Source organism: Gryllotalpicola reticulitermitis (genome assembly GCF_042651345.1).
Lineage (GTDB): Bacteria > Actinomycetota > Actinomycetes > Actinomycetales > Microbacteriaceae > Gryllotalpicola > Gryllotalpicola reticulitermitis.
In genome coordinates this window covers 1-19,991 of the sequence record NZ_JBHSCN010000016.1, presented here as the reverse complement: position 1 = coordinate 19,991, position 19,991 = coordinate 1, and the positions used below count along the sequence as shown (strand labels likewise).

The following is a 19,991-nucleotide window of genomic DNA, read 5'->3' as shown; positions in this document are numbered from 1 at the left end:
GCTGCCGGGCACGACGCTCGCGATCGCCCCGCCGACCGCGCTCGCAACCCGCTCTCGCACCGCCGCAGCGCCCGCCGGATCGCCCTTCGAGCGCTCCTCGATCACGCGCTCGAGCATGCTCGTCGCGAATGTGACCCCCGCCGCCTTGATCACCTGCAGATCGACCGGCGCGAGCAACCGCGGCTTCTCCGCGTCGCCCGCGAACGTCGCGGCGACCACGTCGTCCAGCGACCAGGAGCGGTCGCCCTCGAATCCGCGCACGAACTCGACGACCTCGTCGCGCTCCAACAGCCCCGCGACCGTCGCCGCGCCGCCCGTCAGGTCCACGAGCCGGTCCCCGCGCACGGCGACGACGCACGGGCCGCCGACAGCCGGGTCGAACAACCGGCCGACGAGCGTCGCCGAGTCAGCAGGAAGCGTCGCCGTGCGCAACACGGCCGGGGAATGCGTCTGAGGAGTCAACTTCGTCCTTGAGGTCGCGCTGGGTGAGTAACTCCACGCTAGACCCGGAGCCCGTCAACCCCTCGACCTCGGCCGCCTGCGATTCCTAACGTGGCAGGCATGAGCCAGTTGACTGACAAGCGAGTTGCATTCCTCATGACCGACGGCGTCGAGCAGGTCGAGTACACCGGCCCTCGCGCCGCATTGGAAGAAGCCGGGGCGACCGTCGTGCTCGTGTCGCCGAAGCCGGACAGCGTCCAAGGCTTCAATCACGTCGACAAGGGCGATGCCTTCGCTGTCGAGCTGCCGGTCGGTCAGGCCGACTCCGCCGACTTCGACGCGCTCGTGCTGCCCGGCGGCGTCGTGAACGCCGACGACCTGCGTACCGACCCGACCTCCGTGGCGTTCGCCAAGGCGTTCTTCGAACAGCACAAGCCGGTCGGTGCGATCTGCCACGCAGCATGGACGCTGGTCGAGGCCGGCGTCGTCGACGGGCGCACCCTGACGTCGTGGCCGAGCCTGCAGACCGACCTGCGCAATGCGGGCGCGACGTGGGTCGACCACGAGGTCGTCACCGACAAGGGCCTCGTCACGAGCCGCAAGCCCGATGACATCCCCGCCTTCGCGAGCAAGCTGATCGAAGAGATCGCCGAGGGGCCCCACGGCGCGCAGCACGCCTAGCGGGCCGCCTCCCATACCGCGCCCCAGCCCGGTGCGAGCGCCGCGGCGCGCTCGATCGCGAGGACGAGACTCGCCTCCCGCGCGATGCCCTGACCCGCGATGTCGAACGCGGTGCCGTGGTCGACCGAGACACGCACCACGGGCAACCCCACGGTGATGTTGACCCCATCGTCGCCGTACACCGCCTTGAACGGCGCGTGACCCTGGTCGTGATAGCACGCGACCACGAAGCGGTAATGCCCTCGGACCGCTGCCGGAATGAGTGCGTCACCCGGCAGCGGCCCGACCGCGTTGATGCCCTCCGCGCGAGCGGCCTCGACGGCCGGTGCGAGGATGTCGGCGTCCTCGTTGCCGAACAGACGGTTTTCGCCCGCGTGGGGGTTGAGGCCGGCCAGCCCGATCTGAGCGTCCGGTGCGCCGCTCGCCCGCGCGAACGCACCGGCGAGCCGCAGCACGCCGAGGGTGCGTTCGAACGTGATGTCCTCGATCGCCTGCCGCATCGAGACGTGGGTCGTCAAGTGGAAGAAGTACAGGTCGCCGGCCGAGAGCACGAGTGAGAAATCCGTCACCCCGAACTCGTGCGCGAGCAGCTCGGTGTGGCCCGGCCAGTTGTGGCCGCCGGCGTGCATCGCCGCCTTGTTGAGCGGCGGCGTCACGATTCCCTGCACCGCGCCCTCACGCCCGAGTCGGCACGCCTCCACGACGAAGCGATACGCCCCGTCACCGGCGGCCGCGCTGATCTCACCGATGGGCACGTCGCCGATCGGGTCGCCCGTCTGCAGCACCTCGATCGTTCCGGGCTCGTTCGTCGCCTCGTCGGCGCTCGCGATCACGCGGACGACGCCGGGGTCGCCGCCGACGAGCTCGACGCCGCGCCGGACATGCTGCGCGTCGCCGACGACGATCGGAACGCAGATCGCGCGCAACTCATCGTGGCCGAGCAGCGCCTTCGCGGTGATCTCGGGGCCGACCCCGGCGACATCGCCGAGGGTCACGGCCAGCTTGGGAAGACTCATGGACGGTCCTGTTCTGTCGTGAGTTGGGTGCTGGCGCCGATCAGTCCGCGCACCAGCTCGTGCAGGGTCGTGGACTCACCGAAGCCGCCGGATTTCGTGACCACCCGGACCCCGTCGAGCGGGCCGCCGTGCACCACGCCGAGCGGCACTCCCTCGGCCGCGGAGCCGTGGACCCGCACCGACGCGACGCCGAGCCGCTCCAGTACGGCGAGGGCGCCGTCACCGCCCACCAGCACGAGGCTGCCGACCGGCTCGTCGACGAGCAGTCGCTCGACGTCGGCGGCAAGCCTGTCCGCGACCAGGCGCGCCGCGACCGCATCGTCGTCGAGCTCGAGACGATCGGCCGGGGTGGTGACGAGGCGCACGCGGCTGTCGTCGCCGAGCTGGCTCACGAGGACGTCGACCTGGGCGGTCGTGATCGGATGCCTCGACGAGACCGCCACCAGCGTCGAGGTCGGCGTGGGCGACGCGATGGGCGGTCGCTCGGACGATGCCGTCAGTACCGCTGGTGCTGGTGCTGGTGCTGATGCTGATGCTGCGCCAGCCTGCGGGGACACGCCCTGATCGCCGGTGGTCGTGGCGCGCCGCACGATCGCTCCGGCGAGGCCGGCCGAGCCGACCGGAAGCGCGACGCGCCCGAGCCGTTCGAGCACCACGGCAAGACGGTCGAGGTCCGCGTCGACTGCGGCGTCGATGAACAGCACCCGCGAACGCTGCGCAGCCTCACGGACCTGCTGAAGGTCCTCTTCCGGCGACGCGCCGCTGAGGCGCAGCGTCAGCACCCCGTCCCCAGCCGCCGCGTCGCCCACGCCGCTCGCGAGGTCGTAGACGAACAGCTCACCGTTCACGACCGTGCGGCCCATCGCGGGGTACGCGGGGCACACCACGGCGAAGGCCCCCGGCTCGACCGTCGTCCAGGCGGCGAGCGCACCGGAGATCTGTCCGCGCACCGAGCCCCTCAGGGTCGAGTCGATCTTGAGGTACAGCCGCTCGGCACCGGCGCGGATCAGCTCTGTGACGGCGGCAGCGGTCCGGGTCGACGCATCCGTCTCGGAAAGCGGTCGTACGTCCGTCGTCATCGCGACCGCCGCGGCCGGCGCAAGCGCGTCGACCCTGCCGCCGAAGTTGAGCTCGACCTGCCAACCCGCGTCCGCGAACTTCACCGCGCAGTCGCCCGCGCCGGTCAGGTCGTCGGCGACGATGCCCCATGCGAAGCGGCAGAGGTGCTCGTCACCCTCGCTCGACATCATCCGCCCCTGCTCTGCTCTGCGCCGCCTCGGGTAGCGTATCGCGGGGGCGCTCGCCCTCGTACCGACCGGCATCCGACGAAGGAGAGTCCCGACATGACCACCCTGGCGATCATCGGCGCAGGCCGTCAGCTCGGCGAGGCGCTCGCCCGCCGCTTCGGCCGCGAAGGGTTCAGCATCGCCCTCATCTCGCGCAGCCAGCAGCACGTGGACGCCCTTGCCGCCGACCTCGAGGCCGACGGACTGACCGCCGCGGGGTACGCGGCCAACGCGCGGGATCCCGAGGCGCTCGTCGCGGCCCTCGATCGCGCGGCGCAGGAGCTCGGGCCGATCGAGGTTTTGAGCTACAACCCGCTGCCGCAGAAGGAGTTCCTGCGGCCGCTGTTCGAATCGACCGTCTATGACATCAAGGCGGCGGTGGAGTTCTCGGTCTACGGCCCGGTCGCCGCCGTGCACCAGGTGCTTCAGGGCATGCGGGTGCTCGGCCGCGGCACAATCCTCTTCGTCAACGGCGGTAGCGCCGTGCAGCCTGTGCAGCACTTCGCGGGCACGTCGATCGCGTTCGCGGGCGAGACGGCCTACGCGCAGATGCTCGACCAGGCGCTGCGCGACACCCCGATCCACGTCGGCCAGCTCATCATTCCTGGCGGCATCATCCCGGGCGACCCCGAAAAGGATCCCGCGGTGCTCGCAGACGTGCTCTGGAAGATGCACACGGAGCGCAGCGAGTTCCGCACCTTCGCGACGGAGCTCGAGGTGCAGCCGTACTAGCAGTCCCGTGAGCCGTGAGCCGTGAGCCGTCCGCTATCCGCCATCCGCCGAGTCGACGGTCGTGACCAAAACGCGATCGAGTCGCGCCCGGCGCCGTCGTACCCTCTCTGAATGACTCGCGCGAAGCTCCTCGGCCTCTGGCTCGGGGGCGCGAGCGTCGTGCTCGTCTCGGCGGCGGTTCTCGCTTCCCTCGTCCTGATCGCGCCCGGCGTGACCGTCGGGGGCGCGCCGGTCGGCGTCGTCACACAGGGCGTGGCCGAACAGAACATCGGCAACCGTCTGGCGACGGTGCGGATCCGAATCGGTGACGCGGTCGTCACGGGGGCCGAGCTCGGGGCATCCGTCGACGCCCACGCGCTCGCCCGGCAGGCGCGAGATTCGCATCCGCTGTGGAACCCGACCACGTGGAATCCCGGGGCCGCGTCCGCGCCGGTCACGATCGATCCGGCGGTCGCCCTGCCTGCGCTGCGGGCGGCGGCGCCACAGCTGTTCGCCGACGCGGTGAACGCGCGCGTCGTGTTCGACGAGCAGAAGAACGCCTTCGACACCGTCGCCGCGCAGCCCGGCAGGTCCGTCGATCTCGACGACCTCGCCTCCCGGCTTTCTGCGGCGCTCGTGGCCGGCACGTCATCCGTCGCGATCCAGCCGACCCAGATCGAGGCCGAGGCACGCGCAACGACAACGGCAGCTCAGGCGTTCGCGAAGCGGCTCAACGACCAGGCGGCAACCGCGGGCTTCTACCTCGGGGGCGAACGGCTCGAAGCCGTGCCGATCGCGACGGTCGCGTCGTGGCTCACCATCTCGGCAGACACCACGACGGGCGAGTTCACGATCCGGCCGAGCACGTCGGCGATCGATGCGACCGTCGCCGGGCTCGCCGCGCGAGTCAAGCGCCAGCCACAGAGCGAAACCGTCGTGACCAACTCGACGGGTGCGCGCCTGCGGGTCATCCGCGAGGGGCGACCCGGCGTTCGCCTCGCCACCGACACGGCCTCGGCCCCGGTCCCGGCCGACGACGCTGCCGGCATTGCCGCCGCCGTCGCCGACTCGCTCGCGAGCGGCACGCTCCGCTTCGACCTGCAGGGTGAGTCAACGCCGTTCCGCACGACGACGGTGTTCCGCCGCATCGAGGTCGACAAGAGCGAGGGCACGACGACTCTCTACGAAGGCCCCGAGTCGGGTGATGAGAAGATCGTCGCCCGGTATCCGGTGGCGATCGGCACGGGCGGCGAACACGAGACCCGCGACGGTCGCTTCACCGTCTACGCCCAGCTCGCCACGCAGGACATGGGCGACTGCAACGGGGACCACGGTTTCGGGTACTGCACGAAAGACGTCCCGTGGGTCTCATACTTCAACGGCGACCAGGGCTTCCACGGCACGTACTGGCACGACAACTTCGGCGCCGGAGCGCGCATGAGCCACGGCTGCGTGAACATGCGCATCCCCGACGCGCTGGCGCTCTACCGCTTCGCCCAGGTGGGCACCGAGGTGTGGGTCCACGACTGACGCGTCACGCCGCGCTGTGTCATCGGGTTTCCCCGCGTCGCTAGCATCGGGGCGTGAGCGATTCGGATGATTCGGGACACGGCGCCGCAGGCATCCGTGACCTCGCCGCATCGCTTGCGCGGGAGCTTGCCGATGCCCGCGCGCGCGACGAAGCCCTCGCCGTCTTCGAACCCGCGCGCCGACGCCTCGGGGTGACTCGGGGCGAGCGGATGCGCGCCGTCGGTCGCGTCTGGCGGCTCGGTGCGCTGCTGCTCAGCGCGTCGGGCGAGCTGTATGGCACGGGCCACGTCGTGCGCGCTGCGCAGCCGGCGCGCCGCAGCGTCATCGCACTCGCGGTAGCCGAACAGCGGGCCTACCAGGCCGCAGCAGTACGCGGCGGATTCCCGAGCGGCGAGACCGTCAACTTCAACGTGACGCCCATCGACCTCGGCCAGCTCGAACGCACGGATGCCTCAGGCCCGCTCGTGCTGCGCGACGGCGTCGCCTTCGTGCGATGGAGCCCGATCCAGCTCGACGCTGTCGCTCCGCTCGCCCCGTACCTGCGCGACCGCGCAGCCCTGCTGGCGAACCCGCCCGAGGGCGCGTGAATGGCCACCGACATCGACCCACAGGCTAGGTAGCGGCTACCACCCGGGCGACCCCGATCCCACGCAAGTCACCCGGCCATGTCTCGGACTCGCTCGGGCGCTGTCCAGGCCGACGCAGATGCCGCCTACTCGTTGTTGTCCACGACAGGCCCGAGATGGTCTCGATCCCAAGCCTCCGAGGCGACCGAATACTGGCCCAGCAGCGCATCGATCAGAGCGCGCGCCTCGCGCGCATCAGCCGCAAGCCTCGACTGAACACCGGGCAGATCGTGGCTTACGGACTCCCACAGGATCTCTTCGTCAACGCCGAGGTAATTGTGAGCCAGACGGTTACGCATCCCACGGAGAGCGCGGAAGCCATCGCCGCCGAAGTACTTGGTGAGCATCCACTCAGGCAGGTCAGTGGCAGCCTGGAAGACGCGCTCGACCACCCGCTCAGCCGCGTATCGCGCCCTCCAATCAGATCGGAAAGCCTTCTCGTCAATACCGAGCTCGACGCCGACGGAGACCTCATCTGCAAGCGCGAGTATTGCTTCCGCGTCGTCGGGAGTCACAGGGGAACAGTGTCTCGCAGGATCCGATAGCCGACCCCTGTCCGCTGAACGCGCTCAATTACACGGTCCCGGTCGACCACGTCGACACTGAGGCCCGTGAGCGTGGCTAGATCCTCCGAAATGCTGACCAGGTCGCGGCGCGCGCCCGGACGAAACACGACGATGAGGTCGAGATCCGATGCTGTCGTATCTTCGCCGCGCGCGATCGAGCCGAATACGCCGGCCCGCTCAACGCCGTAAGCAGCCAAGGTGGCGCGGATCGCTTCCCGATCACGATCGAGCACCGCCGCCGGTGCGATTGCTGCCATCACGTGCTCCTCTCGGGCTTTCAGAGTATCGACGATTCGCGGGGCGGGTGTCTATGCTCTGGTCCGAGACTGCGGATTCTGCACGGTGTCGGAGATCTCAACGCCATCCCGACGACACCTGGCTGCGCCGACATGGTGCGGATACCGTGAGATGCATGCCTGCATCGGAGCCCACGATCTGGTCCGACTACGCACACCGCCCGAACGACTGAGCCCCTTCTTCGCGTGGGTCCACCCTTTGAGGAGAGGCGGACCCGACGCTCGGACGACTTCTGGGTGTGCCGAGCTATGAGGCGATGAGGCCGGTCGAAACGCGCCAGAGCCGTTCTGCCAGAGCAGGATCGAGCGCCCATTCCTTGACGCCGTGGGGGTGGTCGCCCAGGCTAGCGTCATTGGAGACGGTGTACGCCTCTTGCCCGTCGTCTAGGTAGTGGCCGCCGGTGTGAGCGAATTCGGGACGCACGGCGGCGATCAGAGTGGTCGCAGCTCCTTGCTCGACGGATTTGTATGCGAACACGCCAGCGGCCTCCGCGGCGTCCAGGGACGCCTTCTGCTCGGGAGTGAAGTTTCGCTGCAGGCCCGTGGCCACGCCGCCCGGGTTGACCGTATTGGCGAAGATGCCTTCTCGGGCCCATCGACGCGTCGCCTCAACCGCGAAGAGCGAGTTCGCCGTCTTCGACTGCGCATACGCGATCTGCGGGTCGTAATCCCGGAAGAGGAAATGGACGTCGTCGAAGTCGACGCCGCTGCGCATGTGAGCGGTCGAACTCAGCACGACGACCCGCGCTCCACCCCGCTCGGCCGCGCCGTCGCGCAACGCCGAGTGAAGACCGTCTGCGAGTGCAAAGTGGCCGAGATGGTTGGTCGCGAACTGCAACTCCCATCCATCCGTGGCTCGCTCGAGGCCGCCGGTCACTACCCCAGCGTTGTTGATCAGCAGATGCAGCGGCCCGTTCCACGCGGCAACGAAACGGGCAATCGAGCCGCGGTCGACAAGGTCGAGAGGACGCACGTGCGGTTCCGGACGGCCCGTCTGCGCAGCGATCCGCGATGCGATCTCAGCTCCGACCACCGGGTTGCGGACGGCCATGAATACCTCCGCCCCCGCAGCCGTGAGGGCGCGAGCGGTCTCGACGCCGAGTCCCGAAGACGCACCGGTGACGATCGTGCGCACGCCTGTCAGGTCGACGGCCTCCACGACCTCGTCAGTGGTGGAAGAAGCCGTGAACGGCGTCGAGATCAATCGGGTAGCTGCCATGCGGCAACTATACGATGTAGACGAGTATTGTCTAGCTGGTACAGTGCGCTGGTGGACGAAGTGGCTTCGAAGGACGCGGATCGGCGACTCGATGTGCTAGACGCCGCTCTCGGCACGTTCACTCGCCTCGGGTATCGCAAAACATCGATGGACGACATCGCGAAGGAAGCCCGGATCTCGCGGCCCGGCCTGTACTTCCTCTTCTCATCCAAAAGCAACCTGTTCCGCGAGGCCGCGGAACGCGGAGTAGGGCTGGACCTCGCCGCAGCAGAGGAGGCGCTCACCGCATCCGACGGTCTGGCGAGCGAGCGCATCATCGAGGCCTTTGACGCGTGGGCCGGGCGATACATCGGGCCCATGAACGACACGACGACGGTCATCGCCGAAAACCCCGAGCTCCTCGGCCCCGTCGCTCTCGGCGGTCCGCGACGCTTCGAAGCCGCCCTCTTCAAGGCTCTCGAAGGCACTCCATTGTCCGAACACGCCACAGCAGCAGCACGGACGCTCGTCAGCCTCTCGCTTGGCGTCAAGCACCAGAGCGCCACCCGCGACGAATACCGCGCACGCATGACAGACGCAGTGCGTCTCCTTCTTCCGCCGGACGGCGTAGAGATTCGACGCCAACACACCGAGCGCGTCCAACTTTGAGGACGCAGTTTGGCGCCCTGCCCCTCGCCTCGCGGCGAATCCGGCAACCGTGGCGGGCAAGCCGTCCGCCAGGAACACGAGAGGCGACCCAATTGGGTCGCCTCTCGTCCTCTCAGCCTGTGACAGCGCCACGCGCCGACCGTCGATGGTGGAGATGGGGGGAATTGAACCCCCGTCCATCGCTGTGGTCGTCCGCATTCTCCGGGCGCAGCCGCGCTTATCGTTGTGCTCGACCCCGGGGCTAGGTGGCGGCCACCACCCCGACGGACCCAGCCTCAGTGCAAGTCCCCGATCGCCCTGAGACGCAACGATCGAGCAAGCCTTCTAGATGACGCCAGAACCGGGTGGAAGGCTAGTTACCGGACTGACGGCCGATTAAGTGTCCGGAAGGAACTTACGCCGCGAGAGCGACGTCAGCCTTGGCGGAGACGGCAGTGCTGTTGGAATTGGCACTTATATTTTGCAGGGGGCGTTAACGAGATAACCCCGCATCCTCGGCCCGCTTCTCAGACTCGCTCAGGCGATGTCGAAACCGATCATCCCCATGCTGGGCGGTCAGAGGCGGGCGCTGTCACACGCTGTCGAGTTATTGGAGAGGCAACCGCCATTCGGTGGCGGACTTCTCAATATAACGGATGCTCGACCCACATGATTCCCCGTCATCGCAGCGCCCCGGCTGTGCCACGCTAGAGACATGGCACAGACCGCTTCGCCGGGCCTGGATCACGAGCTCGAGCAGCTCCTCGCACAGCAGCACCGTTTCGACACCCCCTGGCGCACCGTCGTGTGGAACGACCCGGTGAACCTGATGTCGTACGTGGTCTATGTGTTCCGGAGCTACTTCGGCTTCACGGAGGACAGGGCGACCCAGCTGATGCTCGCGGTGCACCGCGAGGGCAAGGCGATCGTGGCGCACGGCAGCCGCGAAGAGATGGAACGGCACGTCCAGGCGATGCACGAATACGGCCTCTGGGCAACCCTCGACAAGCCGGAGGTCTGACGTGCGGGTGAAGACCACGCGCGACGGCCGGGTCAGCGCGGAGTTCGACCACGTCGAGCGCGAAATGCTGGCGCAGCTCACGAGCGAGCTGATCGACCTGCTGACGCAGACGGATGCCGGGCCCGACGCCGCAGCCGACCCCGCACTCCCCCGAGACCCCGCTCTCGAGCGCCTGCTGCCCGACGCATATCAGGACGACGATGACGCGGCCGCCGAATTCCGGCGCTTCACGGAAGACGACCTCGTGGCGCTCAAGACCGGCAACGCGCTCACCCTCGCGCGTGCGGCCGCGGCATCCGGTGCTGTCGTCCTCGCGGAGCCCGAGGTCCTGCCGTGGCTGCGCGCGATCACCGACCTGCGCCTCGCCCTCGCGACCCGGCTCGGAATCGAGACGGACGACGACGAGGGGTCCGACAGCCCCGAGCTCGCGCCGGCGAAGGCCGCCTACTGGTGGCTCGGCGAGCTGCAGGAACGGCTCATCCGGGCGCTGTGAATGCCGGCGCGCTACACCTGCGGGACAGCGCGCCCGCTACGTCTGGCGCGCGGACCGGGAACTGTAGCGCGGACCACCGCGAAGAACAGCTACTCGCCGAGGTGGTTGCGCTGCCGCATCGCGCGGTCGGCCTCGCGCTTGTCCTGCCGCTCACGCAGCGCCTGGCGCTTGTCGTAGTCGCGCTTGCCCTTCGCCACCGCGATCTCGACCTTCGCACGCCCATCGCTGAAGTACAGCTGCAGCGGGATGATCGTGTAGCCGCCCTCTTTCACCTTGTTCGAGAGCTTCAGGATCTGCTGCCTGTGCAGCAGCAGCTTCCGCTTGCGCCGCGGTGCATGGTTGTTCCACGTGCCATCGAGATACTCGGGGATGTACACCGCGTCGAGCCATGCCTCGCCACCGTCGACGAAGGCGTAGCCGTCGACGAGGGACGCGCGCCCCTCGCGCAGGCTCTTGACCTCGGTGCCGGTCAGCACGAGGCCCGCCTCATAGGTGTCTTCGATCAGGTAGTCGTGCCGCGCCTTGCGGTTGGTGGCAACGACCTTCTGACCACGTTCGCGTGGCATCCGTTCAGTTTACTGCGCGAGCAGCCGGCTCCGCGGCGCGCGGCTACACGCGGAGGTAGCGGCTGATCGCGATATTGCTCGCGACCGCGGCGACGCCGATCCCCGCAACCAGCAGGATCGGCACGACCGTGAGCGCGTCGTTCACCCCGACGAAGCTCGTGAACGGCACGGATGCCTGCAGGTACCCCTGCACGAAGAACTTCACGATGCCGACCGTCGCGAGGCCCGCGAGCACGGAGCCCACCACCGCCGCGAACACGCCCTCCAGGACAAACGGCGTCTGGATGAATCTGTTCGACGCACCGACCAGCCGCATGATGCCGAGCTCGCGCCGTCGAGAGAACGCCGAGAGCCGGATCGTGGTCGCGATCAGCAGCGCGGCGGCCACCAACATCACGACGGCGATCGCGATCGCCGTGATACTCGCCGCGTTCAAGATCGAGAAGATCTGATCGAGATACTGACGTTGATCGGTGACGGACTGCACCCCCGACATCGACGACAGGCTCTGCACGATCACGTTCGATTGACTGGGGTCCTTCAGGTTGATCCAGAACGTCTGGTTCAACAGGTCCGGGGTCACGTAGTCGACGACCGGGTTGTTCTTGAACTGCTTCTTGAAGTCGGCGAACACCTGGTCGTGGTTCTCGAACGTCGACTTCTTGATGAACTTCGCGAGCGCGGGTGACGCGAGCTCGGCCTTCACCGCGTTGATCTGCTGCGTCGAGGCGTCTTGCCCGGTGCAGGTGGTCGAGGAATCCGTGGCCGTGCACATGTACACCGCGACCTGCGCACGGTCGTACCAGTAACCCTTCATCTGCCCGATCTGCATCTGCATGAGAATCGCGGCGCCGACGAACGTCAGCGAGATGAAGGTGACGAGAATGACCGAGACGACCATCGACAGGTTCCGGCGCAGGCCCGAGGCGGCCTCACTCCAGATGAGCGCGAATCGCATTACTTCACCGGCCCCACGTTCTGGTCGTCGTAATCGCCACCGTCAGTGCCGTTGGCGCGCAGGCCGAGGCGCTCAGCGAGTGACATCTCAGCCGGATGCGCGACGGGGTTGGCCCGCGTGATCGGGCGTACGTTGTCGGGCTGCTTGCCGTCGGCAGGGGATGCCTCGGGCGCCGGTTCCGGAGCCGCTGTCGCAGCCGCGGGCGTTGTCGCCGGGCGCACCGCAGCGGGGATCTCCGCTGCCGGCGTCGCCGCGGGCTGCCGCGCGGGTGCTGCCACGGGCACCACGACGCCCGTGGTGAGCTGAACCGTGGCCGGCTCGGTGGGCGCCGGAGCGGGCTTGACGAGCGGAATGGCCGCCGTGACGCCGTAGCCGCCGTGACGCTCATCACGGACGATCTCGCCCTGCGACAGCTCGATCACGCGCTTCTTCATCTGATCGACGAACATCGCCTCGTGCGTTGCCATGATGATCGTCGTACCGCCCGCATTGATGCGCTCAAGCACGTTCATGATGCCGGCGCTCGTGGCCGGGTCGAGGTTGCCCGTCGGCTCGTCGGCCAGCAGGATCTGCGGCTTGTTGACAACGGCACGCGCAATGGCCACACGCTGCTGCTCGCCACCGGACAGCTCATGAGGCATCCGCTGCGCCTTGCCCTCCAGCCCGACCATCTTCAGAACGTCGGGAACCGCTTCCTGGATGTAGCCGCGCGACTTGCCGATCACCTGCAGCGTGAACGCCACGTTCTGGTGCACCGTCTTGTTCGGCAGCAGCCGGAAGTCCTGGAAGACGACGCCGATGTTGCGGCGGAAGTACGGCACCTTGCGGCTCGAGATCGTGCCGAGGTCCTGCCCGAGGACATGGATCTTGCCCTTGCTCGGCCGCTCCTCCTTGAGGATCAGGCGCAGGCAGCTCGACTTGCCTGACCCGGACGCGCCGACGAGGAACACGAACTCACCGCGCTGCGCTTCGAACGACACGTCGCCCAGGGCAGGGCGGCTCGTGCCGCGATATTGCTTCGAGATGTGATCAAACCGGATCATGACCGGGCCAGGTTAGGCAGACCGCCGCACGTTTCCGGCTAGCGACTCGCCCTAATCGCCTAGCGGGCGGCTCTAGTCGTCTTGCGGGCGCTTGCGCCAACGGATGCCTGCGGCGATGAGTCCGTCGAGATTGCCGTCGAACACTGTCTGCGGGTTCCCGACCTCGTAACCCGTGCGCAGGTCCTTGACGAGCTGCTGGCCGTAGAGGAAGTAGGAGCGGATCTGGTCGCCCCAGCTCGCGGTGATGTTGCCGGCGAGCTCCTTCTTCTTCGCCGCCTCCTCCTCGCGTTTGAGCAGCAGCAGGCGGTTCTTGAGGAGCGTCATCGCCGCGGCGCGGTTCTGGATCTGCGACTTCTCGTCCTGCATGGAGATCACGATGCCGGTCGGGAAGTGCGTGATGCGAACGGCCGAGTCGGTCGTGTTGACGCTCTGGCCGCCGGGACCCGACGAACGGAACACGTCGACGCGGATGTCCGTCTCAGGAATTTCGATCTCGCCGGTCTCTTCGAGCAACGGAATGACCTCGACGGCCGCGAAGCTCGTCTGGCGCTTGTCTGCGCCGCCGAAGGGGCTGATGCGCGCAAGACGATGCGTGCCGGCCTCGACCGAGAGGATGCCAAAGGCGTAGGGCGCATCGACCTGGAACGTCACCGATTTGATGCCCGCTTCTTCCGCGTAGGAGGTGTCCATCACCTTGGTCGGCCAGCCCTGGCGCTCGCAGTACCGCAGGTACATGCGCAGCAGCATCTCGGCGAAGTCTGCGGCATCGACGCCGCCCGCTCCCGAGCGGATGGTGACGACGGCGGGCAGCGCGTCGTACTCGCCGTCGAGGAGCGTCTGCACCTCCAATTCGCCGACCGCCTTCTGCAGTGCCGTGAGCTCGTTCTTGGCCTCTTCGGCGCTCTCGTCGTCGCCCTCGTCATTGGCCAGCTCGACGAGCACTTCGAGATCATCGAGCCGCTGCTCGATGCCGCTGACGCGGTTGAGCTCGCTCTGAGCTCGGCTCAGCGCACTCGTCACTTTCTGCGCCTGCTCGGGGTCGTCCCACAGGTCGGGCACGCCGGCCTTCTCGCTGAGCTCGTCGATGTCGGCACGCAGCCGGTCGATATCGACGACAGCACGGATTTCAGAGAAGGTGGCGCGTACATCGGCGATCTGCGCGCTCAAGTCGAGTTCGATCATTACCTCGCCAGCCTACCGGCGCGCGCCGAGCGGCCGACGAGTCGCCAGCGACCTTGCGACCACGGGCCCCCACCCTCCCGCGCGGAACCGTTCACCAGAACACCGAGCGCGCACTGCCGTAGACCTCGATCCGCACGCCGCGCGGAACGAATGCGCTCACGATCGGAGGCCGCCAGGTCGTCGCGAGCCGGACCCGTGCGCTTCTGCCGTCGGGCGCTCCGGCCGCGACGAGTACGACCGCGTCGCGCCGCCCGCCCGTTGCCGCGGCCAGGTACTCGGATGCCGCAGCCGTGGCGCGCACGCCGTCCGGCGGAGGCACTCCCCCATCGCCTGCCGCCGCCGCGATGCCCAGCGCGAGGGACTGCGCGGCGGCGAGCGCGGCCCCGTCGGCGAGTGTGTAGAGGCGCGATCGCTCAACGTAGAGCGAGGTCGCGGCCGTAGCGACGAAGACGAGGGCGAGCGCGACGGCGAAAAAGCCGAAGATGAGCGGCAGCGTGCTTCCGTCTTCCCGTGCCCACGGGCCGACCGTGCCTCGGCTCACGGCGATTCCCCGATGCGGAAGACGGGTGCGGTCGCCGTCGCGTCGACGGGCACTCGCGCGAGGCGGTCGAGACCGAAGAGCGGCGGGAGGAGCGGTAGCCCGACCTCGGTGTGCACACGCACGGTCACCCGGTGACCGTGCGTAAGGCAGCGCGTCGGCGCCAGGTCGCAGGTCAGCGTCAGGTCACCGGGTCGACGGGCGAGGTGACGGTCGGCAAGCGCGACGGTGACGACCCGATCAGCGGATGCTCTCGCTGCGGTGTCGGTCGCCGCCGAGACGTACACGCGCGCCGCCTCGCGGGCCGCGCCCTCCGCGGCGAGGGTGGCTGCCTGGATCGCCGAGATCACGAGCGCCAGGTAGACCAGCGGCACGAGAAGCAGAACGCCCGCGGTCAGGAACTCGAGCGCTGCGCTGCCGTCGTCACTCCGCAGCCGCTGCATGACCGCTCACCGCCAGCGCGCCGCTGAAGCCGATCAGCCCGATCACCGGAAGCGGACTGTCGACGCGGACTTCGACAGTCCGGTCGCCGGCCTCCTTCGCCGAGTAGCGCGCCGTGATCTGGCCCGCATAGCTGGGCCCGAGCGACGCGGCGATGAGCTGTCTCGTGCGACGGACGCCGTCGTCGAGCGACGCGTCGGCGAATGCGGCGACCCTCGCGCCCTGAGCCGCCGCGTCCTGGACGGTGTTGCGCACGAGCAGGACGACGGTGAACTGGACCACGGCGAGCAGCAGCATGACGAGCAGACCCGCGACCATGACGAACTCGGCGATCGCCGAGCCGAGTTCGTCGGGCCAGCGATCGGAGGCACCGCCGCTCATGGGCCGGTCATCACCGCGTTGACGGCGCGACTGAACACCTGACTAAGTGTGCTGCCCGCCAGGCTCCAGATCGCGATCACCAGGCCGGCGGTCATCGCTGTGATCAGCACCCAGCCCGGGACGTCGCCGCGCTCACCGGCGCGGAGGCGCGCGAGCAGTCTTCCCGACGTCGTCGTTCCTCGCGGCGCCCTGCCGCGTCTCGCCTCTGTCGTTCTTCCGACCACAGTCGTTCCTCTCTCCACTCTTCTCGTTCCCCTCGTCTCTGTCTTGCGCGCCGGCGCTGGGTCACAGCCCGGTGCGCAGAATGAACACACCGGGGAACACGGCGATCACCACCGTGAGGGGCAGCAGGCCGAAGATCAGCGGCACGAGCATGGCGACCTCCTTGCGCCCGGCGAGCTCGAGCAGCTCGCGCTTGCGTTCCGCCCGGGCATCACTCGCCTGCGCTCGCAGCACCTCGGCCAGCGGGGCGCCGCGCTCGAGCGCGCCGACCACGGCGTCGACGAACAGCGCAACACGCGGGATGCGCACCGCACGTGACATGCGCTCGAGCGCGTCGACGAGTGGCACCCCGAGATTCACGTCGGCGACGACGCCGCGCAGTTCCGTGCCGAACTCGCCGCTCGATGCCCGGGCGACACGGCGCATCGCGTCGAAGCTGCCCTCGCCGGCGGACAGGCTCAGCGCGAGCAGCTCGGCGACCGTTGGGAACTCCTCAGCGATACGAGCGAGCCGCCGCCGGGCCGCGCGCCCGAGGGAGAACTCGCACACAGCCGATCCAGCGGCGCCGCACACGACGACGAGCCCAAGACCTGCCGCCGGCGCGAGCGGTCGGAGGGACCCGACTACCACCGAGATCGCTCCGCCGCCGGCGGCGCAGGCGGTGACTGCACCAAGCTGGAGGGCGCGGAACGCCTCGACGGTGCGCGACGACCCCGCCTGGCGCAGGCGCGCGGCGACCGATTCCCCACCCCCGAAGAGCCGGAGCATCGCAGCGCGCATCGAGGCGGCTACTGGGCCGAGCAGGGAAGTGAGCAGCGACCCGACACGTTGCCGCTCGACCTGGGCGCGCGCGGCCGCTGACACGTCGAGCAGATGGGGCGCGAGGCGCTCACTGAGACGCGGCACCCGGACTCGCGGCAGGGACAAGAACATTGACCAGAGGCCGATGCCGAGCAGCAGGCCTGCGATAACGCCCCATGCCGTCACCGGAACCACCGTCGCTCGGCCGGCAGCCGCCCGATCACGATCATCACCCGGTACGCGGTGACGGTCGCACCAAGAGCCCCGGCGATGACGGCGGTGCCGAGAGGCGTTCCGTACGCAGTGCGCCCCTCGGGCCGACTCATGAGCAGCGCCAGCACGAGCCAGGGCGCGGCGACGCCAAGGCGCGCGGCATTGACGACCCAGGTCTGCCGCGCCTGCAGTTCACCGCGCGTCGCCACATCTTCACGAAGTGCAGTCGCGAGCGAGCGGAGCACGGCGACGAGCTCGGTGCCACCGACCTCACGGGCCATCTTCAGTGTTTCGGCGATCCGGTCGAACACCGGATCTGCCAGTTCCGTCTTGAGCAAAGCTGTCGCCGCGGCGAAGTCGCCGGTGGCACGGTATTCGCGGCCGAAACGAAGAAAGTCTGCCCGCGTCGACTCCGGCCCCAGCTGTGCGAGTGCTGCGACCGCCTCTGGCAGCGCGACGCCGCTGCGCACCGCGGCCACCAGGTGATCCACGACATCGGGCCACGCAGCTCGCGCCGCCGCACGACGTGCGCGCGTACGCCACCCGACGAGTGCAGCTGGCACCACGCCCCCACCACACCCGGCGACGAGCACGGCCCCGGGCACGCCGAAGACGGCCGCGGCCAGCGCGCCGCAGCTGAGCGCGCCCGAGACGGTCGCGCCGACGAACCTCGTCGGAGTCAGGCCGGGCACAGCGGCCCGCACGAGCCACGCCCGCAGCAACCCTGCGTCGCCGCGTTCGCGCCTCGGCCGTTCGAGCTGAGGGCGGCGCGCCGCAGACGCGATGAGAACGAGGCCGGCGGCCAAGACCGCGCCGAGTGCTCCACCGAACCATGCGGCGCCAGTGAGCGCGCCGGCAGCATGCGTCAGCATGCCTCGGCCTGCCCGAGCACGACCGAGGGGTCGAAGCCCGCCGCGCGGTATTTGGCGAGCTTTGCGGGGTGCGCGCCGGTCGCACGCAGTTCAGCCCCCGCCATGGCGAACACCGGACTCGCTTCGATGATGCCCGCATTGACGGCGCCTGACACCGCCAGGATCTCGGTCACGCGTCGGTCACCGCGCCGGTTCAGTTCGCAGAAGATGACGATGTCGATGCAGTTCGCGACGGTCGGCACGATGAAGCCCGCGTCGATGTTCCTGCCGGCGAGGAGCGGCAGCGTGCTCAGCTTCCGCAGTGCATCGCGCGCGCTGTTGGCGTGCAGTGAGCAGGCGCCGGGAACGCCGGCATTCAGCGCCAGCAGCAGATCGAGCGCCTCGGCCTCGCGGACCTCGCCCACCACAATGCGATCGGGCCGCATGCGCAGCGCCTCTTTGATGAGTCGGCGCAACGTGATCTCACCGCTGCCCTCGAGTGAAGGCGGCCGGCACTGCATCGCCACGACATCGCGGACGGCGAGGTCGAGCTCAAAGGTCTCTTCCACGGTGATGACCCGGTCGCTGCGCCGTGCCGCCGACATCAGCGCGCCGAGCAGCGTCGTCTTGCCGCTTTGCGTCGCACCGCAGACCAGAAGGTTGCACCCGGCCAGCACCGACATGCGCAGGAATTCGGCCGACTGGCGGCTGAGCGAGCCGGCCGCGACGAGCTGATGCAGATCGCTGATGCGGGACGAGAACTTGCGGATGTTGACCGACCAGGTGCGCGTCACGTCGGGAATCGCGACATGCAGGCGGGAGCCGTCGGCAAGCGACGCGTCGACGAAGGGCTGGCTCAGGTCGACGCGACGACCGGATGCAACAAGCATCCGCTCGACGAGATTTCGCACCTCGGCTTCGGTGAGCACGAGCGACGTCAGCTCAGACTTTCCGGCGCGGGCGATGAAAACCCGGTGGGGCTCATTGATCCAGATCTCTTCGACAGCCGGATCGTCGAGGTACGGCTGCAACGGCCCCAGCCCCGCGACCGCCGCGACCACCTGGGCCTCGGCCGCGCGCTCGTCGACGAGAGGTGTCACAGCCCCGCCGAGCGCGAGCTCGGCGTAGCGCCGCACCTCGTCGCGCGCGAGTTCGGTCGCTTGCGCGGCGGCCGACGAGCCGTCACCTGAGGCGCCGCCCCCGGATTGCAGCACGCGCTCGCGCACCCGCTCGGTGAGGAGGCGCACGGCGTCTGTCATGCAGGAAGAATGCCCGCTATGGAGGACCGCGCGCAGAGGTTATCCACAGGCCGCAAGGCCGACCACCCTGTGTTATTTCTCAGGGTCATCCCGGAAGACTCGCCACATACGCCGCCGATAGACTGAGCCCGCCGCCAGCGGGAATGGTGAAACTGGCAGACACGCAGGATTTAGGTTCCTGTGCCGAAAGGCGTGAGGGTTCAAGTCCCTTTTCCCGCACTCACCCGCACGACACAGCAGGAGCACCTTGGTCCACGCGTCTCTTTTGTCCTGGATGGATCCGCAGACGATCATCCACGACGCAGGCCCTTGGGCTCTGCTCCTCGTCGCGGCGATCATCTTCGCCGAGACCGGTCTGCTGATCGGGTTCGTCTTCCCGGGCGACACGCTCCTGCTGATCAGCGGCGTGCTCTCGGCCCCCGCGGTGCTCGCGTTCCACTGGCACGTGTACTGGGTCGCGCTGTTCATCGCGATCGGCGCGTTCGTCGGCGGCGAACTCGGCTACTTCATCGGGCGCAAGGCCGGGCCGCCGATCTTCGAACGCCGCGAGTCGGGCCTGTTCTCGAAAGAGAACGTCGAGCGCACGAACTCCTTCTTCGGTCGCTTCGGGGCCGCCGCCGTGATCGTCGCGCGCTTCGTCCCCGTCGTGCGCACCTTCGCCCCGGTCGCGGCCGGCGTCGGCCGCATGGACTACAAGAAGTACAGCCTCTACAACGCGATCGGCGCGGTCTTCTGGGTGGGCGGCATCGTCTACCTGGGTTACCTGCTGCACTTCATTCCGCCCGTCCAGCACTTCGTCGAGCACTACATCGACGTCATCCTCATCGCCGCCGTCGTGATCGCGGTCGTGCCCACCGGCTTCCAACTGCTGCGCGCGCAGCGCAAGGCCAAGCGCTCGGCCGCCTCGCGCGACGTCAGCTCGCGCTAGCTGTACTGACCCGGATCGTTGTTGACGTAGGAGAGGCCTCCGGGGTCGAGTTGGAGCTGTCTAGTTCGCCAGCTCGAACCCACGGAGGTCTCTCG

Annotated in this window: 24 protein-coding genes, 1 tRNA gene, 1 other RNA gene and 1 pseudogene; 9 read left to right on the top strand and 18 right to left on the bottom strand. The window is 68.6% G+C overall.

The window, feature by feature from the left end:
• Positions 1-462: pseudogene (locus tag ACFOYW_RS16605) on the bottom strand (fumarylacetoacetate hydrolase family protein); the annotation flags it as partial.
• A gap of 99 nt (positions 463-561) precedes the next feature.
• Here ACFOYW_RS16605 and ACFOYW_RS16600 point away from each other — a divergent pair.
• On the top strand, positions 562-1,122 hold the full coding sequence (locus ACFOYW_RS16600) for a type 1 glutamine amidotransferase domain-containing protein (RefSeq protein ID WP_390231526.1): 561 nt from the start codon (positions 562-564) through the stop codon (positions 1,120-1,122).
• On the opposite strand, the gene pdxA is transcribed toward ACFOYW_RS16600, so the two are convergent.
• The gene (gene pdxA / locus ACFOYW_RS16595; protein ID WP_390231523.1) at positions 1,119-2,138 is read right to left on the bottom strand and encodes a 4-hydroxythreonine-4-phosphate dehydrogenase PdxA; all 1,020 of its coding nucleotides are present in this window, start codon (positions 2,136-2,138) and stop codon (positions 1,119-1,121) included. The two genes, ACFOYW_RS16600 and pdxA, sit on opposite strands and share 4 nt — an antisense overlap.
• On the bottom strand, positions 2,135-3,388 hold the full coding sequence (locus tag ACFOYW_RS16590; RefSeq protein ID WP_390231520.1) for a four-carbon acid sugar kinase family protein: 1,254 nt from the start codon (positions 3,386-3,388) through the stop codon (positions 2,135-2,137). The genes pdxA and ACFOYW_RS16590 overlap by 4 nt, the downstream gene beginning before the upstream one ends.
• Before the next feature lie 93 nt (positions 3,389-3,481).
• Here ACFOYW_RS16590 and ACFOYW_RS16585 point away from each other — a divergent pair, with 93 nt between their 5' ends.
• The 3 genes from ACFOYW_RS16585 to ACFOYW_RS16575 all read left to right on the top strand — a co-directional run bounded on the left by ACFOYW_RS16585 (position 3,482) and on the right by ACFOYW_RS16575 (position 6,252).
• Complete coding sequence (locus ACFOYW_RS16585; protein WP_390231517.1) at positions 3,482-4,156, top strand: SDR family NAD(P)-dependent oxidoreductase; 675 nt, start codon at positions 3,482-3,484, stop codon at positions 4,154-4,156.
• A gap of 111 nt (positions 4,157-4,267) precedes the next feature.
• Positions 4,268-5,665 (top strand): L,D-transpeptidase, encoded by a 1,398-nt coding sequence (locus tag ACFOYW_RS16580; protein WP_390231514.1) that lies wholly within the window; start codon positions 4,268-4,270, stop codon positions 5,663-5,665.
• Positions 5,666-5,718: 53 nt separating this feature from the next.
• Positions 5,719-6,252 (top strand): hypothetical protein, encoded by a 534-nt coding sequence (locus ACFOYW_RS16575; protein WP_390231513.1) that lies wholly within the window; start codon positions 5,719-5,721, stop codon positions 6,250-6,252.
• 125 nt (positions 6,253-6,377) lie between these two features.
• On the opposite strand, the gene ACFOYW_RS16570 is transcribed toward ACFOYW_RS16575, so the two are convergent.
• From ACFOYW_RS16570 to ACFOYW_RS16560, 3 genes are all read right to left on the bottom strand, one after another.
• Positions 6,378-6,806 (bottom strand): HepT-like ribonuclease domain-containing protein, encoded by a 429-nt coding sequence (locus tag ACFOYW_RS16570; protein WP_390231510.1) that lies wholly within the window; start codon positions 6,804-6,806, stop codon positions 6,378-6,380.
• The gene (locus ACFOYW_RS16565; protein WP_390231507.1) at positions 6,803-7,114 is read right to left on the bottom strand and encodes a nucleotidyltransferase family protein; all 312 of its coding nucleotides are present in this window, start codon (positions 7,112-7,114) and stop codon (positions 6,803-6,805) included. Before ACFOYW_RS16565 ends, ACFOYW_RS16570 begins: the two co-directional genes overlap by 4 nt.
• 286 nt (positions 7,115-7,400) lie before the next feature.
• Positions 7,401-8,372 (bottom strand): SDR family NAD(P)-dependent oxidoreductase, encoded by a 972-nt coding sequence (locus ACFOYW_RS16560; protein WP_390231505.1) that lies wholly within the window; start codon positions 8,370-8,372, stop codon positions 7,401-7,403.
• Positions 8,373-8,423: 51 nt separating this feature from the next.
• Here ACFOYW_RS16560 and ACFOYW_RS16555 point away from each other — a divergent pair, with 51 nt between their 5' ends.
• The gene (locus ACFOYW_RS16555) at positions 8,424-9,020 is read left to right on the top strand and encodes a TetR/AcrR family transcriptional regulator (protein WP_390231502.1); all 597 of its coding nucleotides are present in this window, start codon (positions 8,424-8,426) and stop codon (positions 9,018-9,020) included.
• A 146-nt stretch (positions 9,021-9,166) separates the two neighbouring features.
• Here ACFOYW_RS16555 and ssrA read toward each other — a convergent pair.
• Positions 9,167-9,564: a transfer-messenger RNA gene (gene ssrA, locus ACFOYW_RS16550) on the bottom strand.
• Between the two features lie 150 nt (positions 9,565-9,714).
• On the opposite strand from ssrA, the gene clpS reads away from it, so the two are divergent.
• A complete protein-coding gene (clpS, locus tag ACFOYW_RS16545) occupies positions 9,715-10,020 on the top strand; it encodes an ATP-dependent Clp protease adapter ClpS (protein WP_390231499.1) in 306 nt (101 codons plus the stop codon).
• A 1-nt stretch (position 10,021) separates the two neighbouring features.
• Positions 10,022-10,513: a DUF2017 family protein gene (locus tag ACFOYW_RS16540; protein WP_390231496.1), complete on the top strand. Its 492-nt coding sequence runs from the start codon at positions 10,022-10,024 to the stop codon at positions 10,511-10,513.
• 89 nt (positions 10,514-10,602) lie between these two features.
• On the opposite strand, the gene smpB is transcribed toward ACFOYW_RS16540, so the two are convergent.
• From smpB to ACFOYW_RS16485, 11 genes are all read right to left on the bottom strand, one after another.
• The gene (smpB, locus tag ACFOYW_RS16535; protein WP_390231493.1) at positions 10,603-11,079 is read right to left on the bottom strand and encodes an SsrA-binding protein SmpB; all 477 of its coding nucleotides are present in this window, start codon (positions 11,077-11,079) and stop codon (positions 10,603-10,605) included.
• A gap of 43 nt (positions 11,080-11,122) precedes the next feature.
• Positions 11,123-12,037, bottom strand: coding sequence for a permease-like cell division protein FtsX (ftsX, locus tag ACFOYW_RS16530; protein ID WP_390231490.1), 915 nt, complete (start codon positions 12,035-12,037; stop codon positions 11,123-11,125).
• Positions 12,037-13,080 (bottom strand): cell division ATP-binding protein FtsE, encoded by a 1,044-nt coding sequence (ftsE, locus tag ACFOYW_RS16525; protein ID WP_390231487.1) that lies wholly within the window; start codon positions 13,078-13,080, stop codon positions 12,037-12,039. The genes ftsX and ftsE overlap by 1 nt, the downstream gene beginning before the upstream one ends.
• A 72-nt stretch (positions 13,081-13,152) precedes the next feature.
• Positions 13,153-14,262 carry a peptide chain release factor 2 gene (gene prfB / locus ACFOYW_RS16520; protein ID WP_390231484.1) on the bottom strand — a complete coding sequence of 370 codons (1,110 nt, stop codon included), beginning with the start codon at positions 14,260-14,262 and terminating at the stop codon, positions 13,153-13,155.
• Between the two features lie 91 nt (positions 14,263-14,353).
• On the bottom strand, positions 14,354-14,803 hold the full coding sequence (locus ACFOYW_RS16515) for a pilus assembly protein TadG-related protein (RefSeq protein ID WP_390231482.1): 450 nt from the start codon (positions 14,801-14,803) through the stop codon (positions 14,354-14,356).
• A complete protein-coding gene (locus ACFOYW_RS16510) occupies positions 14,800-15,243 on the bottom strand; it encodes a hypothetical protein (protein WP_390231479.1) in 444 nt (147 codons plus the stop codon). The genes ACFOYW_RS16515 and ACFOYW_RS16510 overlap by 4 nt, the downstream gene beginning before the upstream one ends.
• Positions 15,224-15,622: a TadE/TadG family type IV pilus assembly protein gene (locus ACFOYW_RS16505; RefSeq protein ID WP_390231477.1), complete on the bottom strand. Its 399-nt coding sequence runs from the start codon at positions 15,620-15,622 to the stop codon at positions 15,224-15,226. The genes ACFOYW_RS16510 and ACFOYW_RS16505 overlap by 20 nt, the downstream gene beginning before the upstream one ends.
• Positions 15,619-15,846, bottom strand: a complete 228-nt coding sequence (locus ACFOYW_RS16500) for a hypothetical protein (RefSeq protein ID WP_390231529.1) — start codon at positions 15,844-15,846, stop codon at positions 15,619-15,621. Before ACFOYW_RS16500 ends, ACFOYW_RS16505 begins: the two co-directional genes overlap by 4 nt.
• A gap of 61 nt (positions 15,847-15,907) precedes the next feature.
• Positions 15,908-16,831, bottom strand: coding sequence for a type II secretion system F family protein (locus tag ACFOYW_RS16495; RefSeq protein WP_390231474.1), 924 nt, complete (start codon positions 16,829-16,831; stop codon positions 15,908-15,910).
• Positions 16,828-17,730: a type II secretion system F family protein gene (locus ACFOYW_RS16490; RefSeq protein ID WP_390231471.1), complete on the bottom strand. Its 903-nt coding sequence runs from the start codon at positions 17,728-17,730 to the stop codon at positions 16,828-16,830. Before ACFOYW_RS16490 ends, ACFOYW_RS16495 begins: the two co-directional genes overlap by 4 nt.
• On the bottom strand, positions 17,724-18,968 hold the full coding sequence (locus ACFOYW_RS16485) for a CpaF family protein (RefSeq protein WP_390231468.1): 1,245 nt from the start codon (positions 18,966-18,968) through the stop codon (positions 17,724-17,726). The genes ACFOYW_RS16490 and ACFOYW_RS16485 overlap by 7 nt, the downstream gene beginning before the upstream one ends.
• Positions 18,969-19,105: 137 nt before the next feature.
• Between ACFOYW_RS16485 and ACFOYW_RS16480 the strand changes: the two genes are divergently transcribed.
• Both ACFOYW_RS16480 and ACFOYW_RS16475 read left to right on the top strand, forming a co-directional pair.
• Positions 19,106-19,187: transfer RNA gene (locus ACFOYW_RS16480), tRNA-Leu, on the top strand.
• Between the two features lie 55 nt (positions 19,188-19,242).
• Positions 19,243-19,896, top strand: a complete 654-nt coding sequence (locus ACFOYW_RS16475) for a DedA family protein (protein ID WP_390231465.1) — start codon at positions 19,243-19,245, stop codon at positions 19,894-19,896.
• Positions 19,897-19,991 lie beyond the last annotated feature (95 nt).